This is a genomic window from Limnohabitans sp. (genome assembly GCF_017848645.1).
Classification (GTDB): Bacteria; Pseudomonadota; Gammaproteobacteria; order Burkholderiales; family Burkholderiaceae_C; genus Limnohabitans_A.
Window position 1 is genome coordinate 64,638 of sequence record NZ_JAFEIF010000007.1, and the last position, 12,010, is coordinate 76,647.

11 protein-coding genes are annotated in these 12,010 nt (G+C 58.1%); 7 read left to right on the top strand and 4 right to left on the bottom strand.

The features are described from left to right. Positions 1-55: 55 nt before the first annotated feature. The 4 genes from QZ190_RS02325 (at position 56) to QZ190_RS02340 (ending at position 5,324) form a co-directional block, all read left to right on the top strand. On the top strand, positions 56-514 hold the full coding sequence (locus QZ190_RS02325) for a CBS domain-containing protein (RefSeq protein WP_291913049.1): 459 nt from the start codon (positions 56-58) through the stop codon (positions 512-514). 181 nt (positions 515-695) lie between these two features. Then, positions 696-1,943, top strand: a complete 1,248-nt coding sequence (locus QZ190_RS02330) for a TolC family protein (RefSeq protein WP_291913050.1) — start codon at positions 696-698, stop codon at positions 1,941-1,943. Next, entirely contained in the window at positions 1,936-4,119 is a 2,184-nt protein-coding gene (locus QZ190_RS02335) for a type I secretion system permease/ATPase (protein WP_291913051.1), read from the top strand. Before QZ190_RS02330 ends, QZ190_RS02335 begins: the two co-directional genes overlap by 8 nt. Beyond that, on the top strand, positions 4,116-5,324 hold the full coding sequence (locus tag QZ190_RS02340; RefSeq protein ID WP_291913053.1) for an HlyD family type I secretion periplasmic adaptor subunit: 1,209 nt from the start codon (positions 4,116-4,118) through the stop codon (positions 5,322-5,324). The genes QZ190_RS02335 and QZ190_RS02340 overlap by 4 nt, the downstream gene beginning before the upstream one ends. A gap of 187 nt (positions 5,325-5,511) precedes the next feature. Here the strand turns inward: QZ190_RS02340 and QZ190_RS02345 are convergent, their stop codons facing one another. Beyond that, positions 5,512-6,450 (bottom strand): hypothetical protein, encoded by a 939-nt coding sequence (locus QZ190_RS02345; RefSeq protein ID WP_291913055.1) that lies wholly within the window; start codon positions 6,448-6,450, stop codon positions 5,512-5,514. Between the two features lie 89 nt (positions 6,451-6,539). Next, on the bottom strand, positions 6,540-7,058 hold the full coding sequence (locus QZ190_RS02350; RefSeq protein WP_291913056.1) for a GIY-YIG nuclease family protein: 519 nt from the start codon (positions 7,056-7,058) through the stop codon (positions 6,540-6,542). A gap of 296 nt (positions 7,059-7,354) precedes the next feature. Here QZ190_RS02350 and aroC point away from each other — a divergent pair, with 296 nt between their 5' ends. The 3 genes from aroC (at position 7,355) to QZ190_RS02365 (ending at position 10,615) form a co-directional block, all read left to right on the top strand. Next, on the top strand, positions 7,355-8,452 hold the full coding sequence (gene aroC / locus QZ190_RS02355) for a chorismate synthase (RefSeq protein WP_291913057.1): 1,098 nt from the start codon (positions 7,355-7,357) through the stop codon (positions 8,450-8,452). 3 nt (positions 8,453-8,455) lie between these two features. Beyond that, positions 8,456-9,637, top strand: a complete 1,182-nt coding sequence (locus QZ190_RS02360; protein WP_291913059.1) for an MFS transporter — start codon at positions 8,456-8,458, stop codon at positions 9,635-9,637. Between the two features lie 102 nt (positions 9,638-9,739). Beyond that, on the top strand, positions 9,740-10,615 hold the full coding sequence (locus tag QZ190_RS02365) for an alpha/beta hydrolase (protein ID WP_291913061.1): 876 nt from the start codon (positions 9,740-9,742) through the stop codon (positions 10,613-10,615). A gap of 9 nt (positions 10,616-10,624) precedes the next feature. On the opposite strand, the gene QZ190_RS02370 is transcribed toward QZ190_RS02365, so the two are convergent. Then, positions 10,625-11,404, bottom strand: a complete 780-nt coding sequence (locus QZ190_RS02370) for a sulfite exporter TauE/SafE family protein (protein ID WP_291913064.1) — start codon at positions 11,402-11,404, stop codon at positions 10,625-10,627. Next, on the bottom strand, positions 11,401-11,931 hold the full coding sequence (locus QZ190_RS02375) for a flavin reductase family protein (protein WP_291913066.1): 531 nt from the start codon (positions 11,929-11,931) through the stop codon (positions 11,401-11,403). The genes QZ190_RS02370 and QZ190_RS02375 overlap by 4 nt, the downstream gene beginning before the upstream one ends. Positions 11,932-12,010: the final 79 nt, after the last annotated feature.

Genomic DNA, 12,010 nt, shown 5'->3' on the forward strand with positions numbered 1-12,010 from the left:
ATTGTGGGCTATATTAAATCGTCGACAGTCACACATCCGCCAGAGGAGGCACACCATGAAAGTCAGTGATATTTTGCGTGTCAAGGGCAGCACCCTGTTCACGGTCAATCCCGATGAGCGCTTGGCTTCAGCCCTCAATGCCATGGCCGAAAAAGACATCGGCTCTTTGGTGGTCATGTCCCATGGCCAGTTGGCGGGCATGCTGACGTTTCGCGAGGTGATCCAGCAGGTGGTCAAAAACGGCGGCCAGGTGGGCCAGACCACGGTGCAAGACGCCATGGACGCTCAGCCGCTGACCTGCAGCAGCGACACCGATCTGGACGAGGTGCGCCGCATCATGCTTGAGCGCCACGCCCGCTACATGCCCATCATGGATGGGACGACCTTGATGGGTGTGATCAGCTTTTACGATGTGGCCAAAGCCGTGGTGGAAAGCCAGGACTTCGAGAATAAGATGCTCAAGGCCTACATCCGCGACTGGCCTGGACAGGAAAGCACCACGGCCGCCAACTGAACCGCTTCGCCGTCTTGGTGTTCACCACCCCTGGGTGAGCAAGCAGCGGTTGAGGACCCCAGTCCTTGTGTGCCCGTTGTCTCGATGACAGCGGGCATTTTTTTACTGCTTATTGGGTATTCTCGTGCAATAATATTTGAGTACTAAACTAATAAAACACTGAAAAGTGATTTTTACTCAAATGACCCATCGCAAAGTTTGGCAAACCAGTCTGGTGTTTGCGGCCCTGCTGGGGGGCTGGCCTTCGATTTCTATGGCCACCGAGTTACGGCTGGCCGATGCCCTGAGCCTTGCTGCCACCCACCACCCCAGCGTGAAAGCCAAACTGGCCGAGGTGCAAGCCGCACAGGCCGATCTGGAAACAGCCAAATGGTTGAGGTATCCGACCGTGAGCACCGAAGCCACAGCCGCTGGTGGTCGACCTCAAGCGGCCTTGCTGGTGCAGCAACCGCTGTGGGCGGGCGGCAAGATTGATGCCCAAAACCGTCTGGCACAAGCCCAGCTGACGCTGGCCGAGGCCAGTCTGCAGGAAACCCGCACCAGCCTGATGCAGCAAGCGGGGCAGCAGTTTTTCGAAGTGCTGCGCTGGCACCAACGTCTGGACGTGGCCCGCAAAACCGAGGACGAGCACCGCAAGCTGCTGGAGTTGATCCAGCGCCGCGTGGTGGCCGAGATCAGCCCCTTGACGGATCAGGTGTTGGCTTCTGCGCGTTTACAGCAAGCCGTGTCCGAGCGCATCCAGTTTGGCCGTTCCTTGCAAACGGCGCAGCTGGCCCTGCAGCAGCTCGTGGGCGAGCCCCACACGGCTTTGAAAGCGCCCACCCGCTTGGCCCTGCCTCAGCAGGACGTTGGCGTGGCCATCGAGGCGAGTAAAACCCACTCGTCCGAGTTGCTGCGCTGGCGCACCCAGCAAGAGCTTGCACAAGCGCAAATCGACATGGCTCAAGCAGGTCTGTACCCGACGGTGGCCTTGGCCCATCGGCAGAATATAGGCGGCCAAGACAATGCAGCGCTGCCCAACCGCACGTATTTGTCGCTGCAGTTTTCGCCTGGCCCAGGTTTGTCGGCCCGCAGCGCGGCAGCCGCAGCGCGTTCGCGCCTGGAAAACAGCCTGCAAAACACCGTGGTGTTTGAGCGCCAGCTCGAGCAGCAGGTGCGCACGGCTTTGGCCGACCTCGATGCCCTGGCCCGACAGGTCGAACCCGCCCGCTTGCTGGTCACGGCCACCGAAGATGTGGTGGCCTCTTATTTGCGCCAGTACCAGATTGGCAAGAAAAACTGGCTGGATGTGCTCAACGCCCTGCGCGAGAGCGCCCAGGCCCATTACAGCGCTCTCGATGTGTCTTCCAGCACACAGTCGCTGCAGCTGCGTGTGATGCTGCTGACCGGGCCCATGAACACCCAAGCGCTCGGCCAAATCCATGACTGAACACGACAGCGCTTCCAGCATGATGCTGGACCGCAACCTGGCGGTGGTTTTGTCGCGTTTGGCGGGCCTCTTGGGCCAGGCAGTGCCCGCGCACCGCTTTGGCATGATGTCGCGCACCACCGACGGCCTGATGGTGGACCACCTCAGCCGCGAAGAGCGCCTCAAGGCCTGGTGGCTGGGACGCTTTCCCACCGCGCACATCCATGCGGTCGAGCCCAAAAACCTCAAGCCTGCTGATTTTCCGCTGCTTTGGGTGGGCTCCGAGGGCGAGCAGGTCTTGCTGGTGCGCGGTGGCTCCGGCCGTCACCGCCTGACCTGTCAGGACCCGGAGGGCAACCCCTGCGTATTGCCCATGGCCGATGCGCGTCAGGGCCGTTTGTTGAAGCTGAGCATCATGCCCGCCCGCCCGGGGGAGTCGGGGCACCGTGCCTTGAGTGCGACCGACTGGTTTGCCACCTCGATTCGGCGCTACCGCTCGGTGTTCCTGGAGGCCGTGGTGGCCACCTGCGTGATCAGCCTGGTGGGGCTGGTGGCGGCGCTCTACTCGATGCAGGTCTACGACCGGGTGATCCCGACCAAGGGCTATTCCACCTTGTGGGTGTTGACCATTGGTGTGGTCATTGCCATCGTGATGGAGTTGGTGCTCAAACAGGTGCGGGCCTTCATGGTGGACCGCGCCTGCAAAGCGATCGACCAGGAGTTGTCGGCGGTGTTTTTCGGCAAAGCGCTGGACATCCGCATGGACGCGCGGCCCAACACCGTGGGCACGTTTGCCTCACAAATCCGGCATTTCGAATCGGTGCGCAATTTTCTGACCTCGTCGAGCCTGTTCATCATGGCCGACTTGCCCTTTGCCATTTTGTTTGTGGGTGTGATCGCCATCATTGCCGGACCTGTGGCCCTGGTGCCCTTGGTGGCGGTGCCCTTGGCGGTGTTGGCGGGCATGGCATTTCGCGGCTCGATCGAAAAATACACAGGGCTTCACATGAAGGAGTCCAACGAAAAAAACGGCTTGCTGATCGAGGCCATCGACGGCATCGAATCGGTCAAGGCCGCCAATGCCGAGTGGAAGATGCTGGACCGCTGGCGCAGCATGACCTCGACCATGGCTGACAGCGAGCTGAAAATGCGCCAGTTCTCCACCTTGTCGAGCAACCTGACGCAAACCATCCAGCAACTGAGCTATGCGGGCATGATCGCCGCAGGGGCCTATGCCATCAATGCCGGGCACTTGACCATGGGCGGCTTGATCGCTTGCTCGATCATCTCGGGCCGGGCCTTGACGCCCGTGGCGCAACTGCCTGGCCTGATCGTGCAGTGGCAGCACGCCAAGATCGCGCTGAAATCGCTCAACGGCATCATGGCCATGCCCAGTGAGCGCGAGCACAGCGAGCGCCTGGTGGTGCCGGAGTTGTGCCGAGGCGAGATCCGTCTGAACAAGGCCCATTTTTCCTATGCCAAGGACCTGCCCGGTCTGGAGGTGCCCCAGTTGAGCATCGCCCCGGGTGAGCGCATCGCCATCCTGGGCTCGGTGGGTTCGGGCAAGACCACATTGATCAAACTGCTGTCGGGGCTGTTCAAGCCCACCTCGGGGCAGGTTTACCTTGATCAGGTGGACATGGTGCATCTGGCACCCGAATTTGTGCGCGAGCATGTGGGTTATCTGCCGCAGGACGTGCGCTTGTTCAATGGGTCATTGCGGCACAACCTGACCTTGGGCTTGCCCCTGCCCAGCGACAGCCAGATCTTCAAAGCCGCGGCCATGACCGGGCTGGATCAGGTGATTCAAAACCACCCCCAGGGCCTGGAGTTGAGCATTGCCGAAGGCGGGCGCGGTTTGTCGGGGGGGCAACGCCAGTTGGTGGGCCTGACCCGCATGCTGCTGGCCATGCCCAAAGTCTTGCTGCTCGATGAACCCACCGCCTCCATGGATGCCAAACTTGAAAACCGCGTGATGCAACACCTGTTTGAAAATATGCCCACTGAATCGTCCATTGTCGTGGTCACGCACAAACCTTCGGTCTTGTCTTATGTCAGCCGGATTGTGGTGGTCGACAAAGGCCGTGTTGTCCTTGATGGGCCGCGTGATGAGGTCCTGAACCGCTTGCGCCAACCCAGTGCCAGCACCCAGACGGCCACAGCCTCGCCCGCACCTGCCGCAGGAGTTTTGGCATGAAAATTTTCTGGTTTTTTGGCCCCTCTGACCCCGACCACCAGCGCGAGGACTTGAGAGGTGCACTCAGCGGATCGCGCTGGGCGCTGTGGTCCTTGTTCCTGACCTGTGGGGTGTTTTTTGGCTGGGCTTATTTTGCCGAAATCGACCAGATTACCCGCGCACCGGGCTCGGTGATTTCCAGTGCCCGATCGCAAATCATCCAGTCTCAGGACGGCGGGGTGATTGAAGAGATGATGGTGCGCGAGGGCGATGTGGTCCAGCGTGACCAGGTTCTGGTCAAGATTGACGGCACCCGCCAGCAGTCCAGTTACCTGGAAACCCGTGCCAAGGCCGCAGGCCTGGCCATCACGGTGGCCCGTTTGCAAGCCGAGGTGTTGGGGCGCGAGCCGCGGTTTCCACCCGAAGCCAAGGCCTACCCCGAGTTCCGCGATACGCAAACCATGCTGTTCAAAAAGCGGCAATCGGCCATCAAAGAAGAGTTGCAGTCCTATGAAAACATCAAAGCCATTGTGCAAAAGGAGCTGAACATGACGCGGCCCCTGCTCAAAACCGGCGACGTGAGTGCCACCGAGGTGTTACGCCTGGAGCGGCAAATTGCCGACACGCAATCCCAGATCACCAACCGCAAAAACAAGTATTTTCAGGACACGCAGGCCGAACTGAGCAAAGCCCTGGAGGACCTGGCGGGGGTGGAGCAGATCATGGCCCAGCGCAAGGACCAGCTGACGCAGACCGAGTTGCGTGCGCCCTTGCATGGCATTGTGAAGAACGTGCGTGTGACCACGCGCGGCGGTGTCATCCGCCCCGGGGAAGAAGTCATGCAGATCGTGCCCTTGGAAGAAGACCTGGTGATCGAGGCCAAGGTCAGCCCGGCCGACATCGCTTTCATCAAAACCGGCATGAAGGCCACGGTCAAGATCGATGCTTATGACTACACCATCTATGGTGACCTGAGCGGCACCTTGTCCTACATCAGCCCCGACACCCTGAGCGAAAACCTGAACGTGCAGCAAGGCGAGCAGCCGTACTACCGGGTGCAGGTCAAGACCGACGGGCGCAAGTTCAGTGGTCGCCCTGACCAAAAGCTCGACATCCAGCCGGGCATGACCAGCATGGTGGAGATCAAAACCGGCTCCAACACGGTGCTCAAATACCTGTCCAAGCCTGTGATCAAGACCTTGAACCAATCGCTGGGCGAGCGCTGAGTTGGCCATTGCGTCCCGTGCCCCCCATATGTGGGGCGGGGTATTGGTATGCGTTTAGGCCTACTTCCAGAGGGCTTACTGTTGTTTACTTTATGACTAAACGAACAGGCTCAATATAGCTTTATAAATGATCTGTTTGATTTTTTTCATGAATTAATAATTATTAAAATATTGTTATTTTGATGGTTTATTTCTCAGAAGAAAACTGACTGGAGTGGACTAGATTGGATGCAACACAACGGACATTCTCAATTAAATTACTGACGGGGAAGGTTTCGTCATCAACAAACCAAACATCTACCATTATCTGATTAACGCCAGTGTTGAGTTGACCTGTGTATGTGTCACTGCCCTTTTCACCTACACGTACTTCGACACGTTTTTCATTTCCAGCAATTGTCTGAAAGCATTGAATACGTAAGGCGTGTGCGTAAATGTTGCGTGGAGCATTAAGGTTGAGTGTCCAGCTGTTGATCAGTCCCCCCTTGCCAGCGGAAAGAAACGGACGGAATGAAGAGCGGGACAAAACCTCGGCAACAACTACCTTGTTCATTGCTGCCATATATGCTTGAGCTTGGTCTTTTTTGTAGTACGCGAGAGGTAAATTAGGAAGTTCAGTACTTTCATTTTTTGCATCAATATGAGCCTTGGAGTCAGCAGCCTTTTGTGCTTTTTCCGCCTCGTAATCAGCAAGAGTTTTTTTCATTTCTGCTAAATGTGCAAGAAGTTCTACCTCGCATTTGGCGTAAGCAGCTTCCGCATCAGCTTTCCGACCAAGCGTTATAGCAAGCGAGTTAAAGTTGGAGTTTGCCTTGTTTCGTAGGTCATCACATCGTTTTGACTCCCGATCAATAACTTTTTTGAGTTGACTTGGCGGAATGGCCGTAATTCTTTGGTTGTGGCATTCTTTTAGTGCCGCCTCGGATTCGGAAACAGACCAGCCATTTTTGGATACTACGAATAAATTCCCTTTACGATTCTCAATATCATTCTTTAAGGCGTTACAGATGCTTTCGATACTTAATCTTGGGTTTTTTGTTTGGTAAAAATCTATGATTTCGAAGGGAGTGGCTGCATTGGTTGTAAATCCAAAAAAAAGGGCGCAGACGGTAATAAATTTTTTCAAGATATTTTCCTTTTTTAAATTAATTGAGTATTTTAATTTCGAGAGGTTTTTGTGTCATTAATAAATTTGTAAATTAATTTATTTTGCAATTATTTTTTTAAAGAATTTAGAATTGATTTAAGATCAGCCATCGTCACTTCTTGTTCGGTGTGTTGAAAATATTCGACAGCTTTTTTTAAATTACCAGATCGTTTATTCAGTTTAGGTTCGATCACTTCAATTAAGATACCTTCAATTTCATTGAGTGCTGCAGAATAACTAAGCCCAGATACCATTGACTTGACTCTTTGCTGAGCGCTGAGAGTTCCATCGTTGTTTACTTCCTTGAACCCAATCCACGTGAAATATTCCCACCTGTTCCAGAGCGCATCTTTCTCATGAGTTCTTAGTCGCCCAAATAAAGTCGCATTACCGTTTCCGGCTTGACCTACGTAGACGATTTTTTGGTTTTTGTCATAAAGAACATAAACACCAATTTGTTTTCTAAAATCGACAAGTAGCTCTTTTTTTCCCTTCGCCCAGCCCAGCATGTGGCCAGAAATGTTGCCAGCTCCTCGAAAGAAGTGTTTCCGATCCCAGAGAAATCCATAGTTTTTAATGATGGTCATCTTTTTAGCTCTTTTAAATTCATATCAATGTTAGCTGATTTTGACTACTTTTACGCTGCTGCCTATGGTGCCTATGGTGCCTATGGCCTTACTTCTCTACTTGCGCAACATTCGACCAGCTAGAAATGGCTTTAGCATGTTTTCAAAGGCATAACGACTTGAGTGTTCAGATCAGCCAATCGGAAACTTGGTGCTGGTAAGACGTCAGATCATGTGATGAACACTTCCACATCTTTAGAAGCCACTTTCGAGCTCTAACATAGAACAGGTCATTCCCCTCAGTGATAATAGAAGCTATGAGCGGCAATACCTTCGGACAACTTTTCTCGGTCACCAACTTTGGTGAATCCCACGGCCCGGCCATTGGCTGCGTGATTGACGGCTGCCCCCCGGGCATGCCGCTTTCCGAGGCCGACATCCAGCCCGACCTGGACCGACGCCGTCCGGGCACCAGCAAATTCGTCACCCAGCGCAACGAGCCCGACGCGGTACAAATCCTCTCGGGCGTCTACCAAGGACTGACGACCGGCACCCCGATTTGCCTGCTGATCAACAACACCGACCAGCGCAGCAAGGACTACGGCGACATCCTGCAGACCTTCCGCCCGGGCCATGCCGATTACACCTATTGGCGCAAATACGGCCTGCGTGACCCACGGGGCGGCGGCCGCTCGTCGGCGCGCCTGACGGCCCCCATGGTGGCTGCGGGTGCGGTGGCCAAGAAGTGGCTCAAAGAACAATTTGGCACCACCTTTGTGGGCTGCATGACCCAAATCGGTGACGTGCCGATTGGTTTTGAGAGCTGGGACCATGTGCCGAACAACCCGTTTTTTGCCCCGGTGCCCGATGTGTCGGCGCTGGAGGACTACATGAACGCGCTGCGCAAGTCGGGCGACTCGTGTGGTGCGCGCCTGCGCGTGGTGGCGCGTGGCATGCCCGTGGGCCTGGGCCAGCCGCTGTTTGACAAGATCGACGCCGACATTGCGTACGCCATGATGGGCATCAATGCCGTCAAGGGTGTGGAGATCGGCGCGGGCTTTGGCTGCGTCACGCAAAAGGGCAGCACCGCAGGTGACGCGCTCACGCCGGGCGGCTTTGTGGGCAACAACGCGGGCGGTGTGCTCGGCGGCATCAGCACCGGGCAAGACATTGAGGTGTCGATCGCCATCAAGCCGACCAGTTCCATCCTGATCGCCCGTGAATCGATTGATTCAGCAGGCCAGCCCACCGAGGTCATCACCAAAGGCCGTCACGACCCGTGTGTGGGCATTCGCGCCACCCCAATTGCCGAGGCCATGCTGGCCTTGGTGGTCATGGAACACGCCTTGCAGCACCGCGCCCAATGCGGCGATGTGGCGCACGATTTGCCGCCCATTGCTGCCGCCAAGTCTTAAGGGATGACGCCACGCCGTCAGCTCATGCCCTTTGCCGCGCTGTCGGCCAGTTACTTCGCGCACATTGGTTTTTTCAACCCCTATTTGCCGCTGTGGCTGCAGGACATGGGCCTGAGCCTGCTCACCATCAGCGTGCTCACGGCCGTGCAGGCCACCACCCGCTTGTTTGCACCTTATGCCTGGGGTGCCATCAGCGACCGCACGGGCGAGCGGGTCAAGCTGCTGCGCATCGGGGCAGGGGTGGCATTTGCCACGGCTTGCCTGCTGTTTTGGGACTGGGGCCCTGTGGGTTTGGGCCTGGTGTTGCTGCTGATGTTCACCCACACCAGCGCCATGATGCCCATGAGCGAGGCGGCCATGGCGCACCTGGTCAGCCAAAATGGTGCGTTTGACACCAAGCGTTATGGCCGGGTGCGGCTGTGGGGGTCCATGGGTTTTCTGGTCACGGTGTTTTTGGCCGGGGCCTGGTTTGAAGCCTTTGGCATGAAGCATTTCCCGGGCTGGACGGTGTTCAGCCTGGCTGCCGTACTGCTGAGCGTGTGGTGGATGCCCGACATCAAGGAGGCGGCGCACCAGGTGCGCGAGCATGTGTCGGTCATGCCCGTGCTGCGGCAAAAACCGGTCCAATGGTTTTTTGCGTCCACGTTTTTCCATGTGCTTTCGCACATTGGCATCTACGTTTTCTTCTCGCTTTACCTGGATTCTTTGGGTTACAGCAAGACCATGATCGGCGTGCTGTGGGCGCTGTCGGTGGCGGTGGAAGTGGTCTGGTTTTTCACCCAGTCGCGTTGGCTGCCGCGCGTGCCCTTGACCGGCTGGCTGGTCGCATGCTCGGCGGTGATGCTGCTGCGCATGGGCATGACGGCCGCCTGGGCCGATGTGCTGTGGATTTTGCTTTTGGCGCAAACGCTGCATGCCATCACCTTTGCCACACACCACACGGTCTGCATCGCCATGATTTCGCACCATTTTCCGGGCCGCTTGCGCGGACGCGGGCAGGCGCTGTACACCGTGGTGGCCTATGGCTTTCCGGGGGTGATCGGGGCTTTGCTGGGCGGTTTGCTCAGTGAGCGCTGGGGACTGCAAAGCGTGTTTGTGGCCAGCATCGCCACCAGCGCCGTGGCCACCGCCGCGGCATGGAAGGTCTGGCGTTTACAACACCCCAAGCTCCAGGTGCCCGGCTGATTCGGCGAGGCCGTCAGCTTCGAGCTTGTTGGCATGGCCGAGTGCTTGGCGCTAACCCTGTTGTTCAACCACCATCAACTTTTTTTGACGCCCTCCCGCCTTATGTCCATTGCTGTTTTGCCTGATTTTTTGCCGCCCGAATGGGCCCTGGCTTTGGCCGGGGCCGAGCGCCACGAGACCTCTTGGGCATCGGCCCGCATGGTCTGGCATGCGTGGGGGCATGTCGCTGCGCCAACGTTGGTCCTGTTGCATGGCGGCAGTGGCAGCTGGACCCATTGGCTGCGCTGCATTGCCCCCCTGCGCGATGGGGGCTGGCGCGTGCTGGTGCCCGACTTGCCGGGTTTTGGCGACTCGGACTTGCCAGAGGGCTGCACCGACGTGGACGACTTGCCCCCGCACTTGCATGCGGGTCTGCAGCAATTGCAAGCTGCTGGGCTGTGCGCCGGACCGGTGAGCGTGGCAGGTTTTTCTTTTGGGGGCATGGCCGGGGTCTTGTGGTTGGCCGCGCACCCCCAAGACGCCACGCATTTGGTTCTGGTGGGCGCGCCTGGCATGGGCCTGACGGTGCCCGATCGCATCCCACTCAAAGGTTGGCGGCATTTGGCCACGCCCGAAGCGCAGGACGCCGTGCACCGCCACAACCTCTTGGCCCTCATGCTGCACGCCCCCGAGGCCTTGGACGATTTGGCCTTGCACCTGCACACGGCCAATGTGCAGCGCGACCGCATGCCGCGCAGGCGTTTGTCATCGACCGACATCGTGGCGCGGACTTTGCCGCAGTTGTCTGCACGGGTGAGCGCGATTTTTGGCGAGCACGATGCGCTCTACCGGGGGCGCTTGTGGGAGTTGGCGGCGGCTATGCCCCACATGGCCCGTCATTGGGGCCACTGGCAGGTGGTACCGGGGGCAGGGCACTGGGTGCAGTACGAGGCGGCGCACCCGTTTCTGGCTGCTTTGCCCCATGCGCTCAGCGCGTGAGTGCCCCGCTCAAAACAGCAGCATGTGGGCGGCCACCAGCGCCAAAAACCCGGCGAAGGCCATTTGCAGTTTGCGTTTGTCCATGCGCTGGGACAAGCGTGCCCCCCAGTTGGCAAACAGGATGCTGACCAGGCTGATGCCCACAAACGCGGGGCCGTGCACATAGCCCCAGGTCTGCGGGCCGTTGGGGCCGCTCAGTCCCAGACCCACCGCGCCGATCAGCGAGATGGGGATGGCCACGGCCGAGCTGACCACCACGGCCTGGCGCATGTCCACACCGCGCAGCACCAGGTAAGGCACGGTCATGGCGCCGCCGCTGACGCCCAACAAAGTCGACAGGTGGCCAATGAAAGCGCCGGCACCCAAAAGTTCGTTGCGCTGGGGGATGGGTTTGACGAGAGATTCTTTTTTGGGGCGCAGCAAGCTCAGGCAGGTGCTCAGTGCAAACATGCCAAAACCCAGTTTGAGCCATTGCGATGGCAGCCAGTTGGCCAGCCAGACCGCTGTGATCGAGCCCAGGCTCACGGCCAAGGCCAGCCAATGCAGGCGATCAAATTGCAGGCGTTTGGCGCGCCAATGGGTCCAGGAACTGGTCAATGAGGTGACGACAATGCAGGCCAGCGAGGTGGCCACTGCAAAGTGCATGACTTCGGGGCCCAGCACCGGGTCGGTGTGCCAAAGAAAGTAGAGCGTGGGCACGATGACCAGGCCACCGCCCACACCAAACAAACCTGCGGTGAAGCCGCCAGCGGCGCCCACCAGTACAAACAACAACCAAAGTGGGATCATGCAGGCAGTGCCTCGAATTGGCCAAAGCGGCTGCGCCAGAAGGTCAGGGCGCTGGCGTCGTCTTGCCAGCCGAAGCTTTGCACCTGGCCGATCACGATGTGGTGGTCGCCCGCATCCACCAGTTGGTGGAGTTCGCAGTCAAACCAGGCTACGGCCGCATTCAAACGTTGGCGCTGGCTGTCTTGGCGTGTGGTGGGCACTCCGGCAAAGCGTGCGGCCATGTCTCCCGTGGCGAACTGTTTGGCCAGTGCTTCTTGCTCGCTGGACAAGACATTGACCGTGAAGCCGCCCGAGCGGGTGAAGGCGTCCAGGCTGCTGGCTGCTTTGCGGATGCTCCACAACACCAGCCGGGGCTCCAACGAGACGGACGAAAAGGAGTTGCAGGTCATGCCCCAGTCGCTGCCTTGCCAGTGGGAGGTGACCACCGTCACCCCGGTGGCAAAACAGGACAAGGCTTTGCGGTATTCGGCCGGGTCGGACGAGGGGGCTTGAGCGGCGGCAGGCATGGCATCGGGCATGTGGCGCATGGGTACTTTCAAACAGTCGGGGTCAAATTTTGGGAAAAAAAAGAGCTTGTGCTGCGCCCCCCAACAGGGGGGTGGGCAG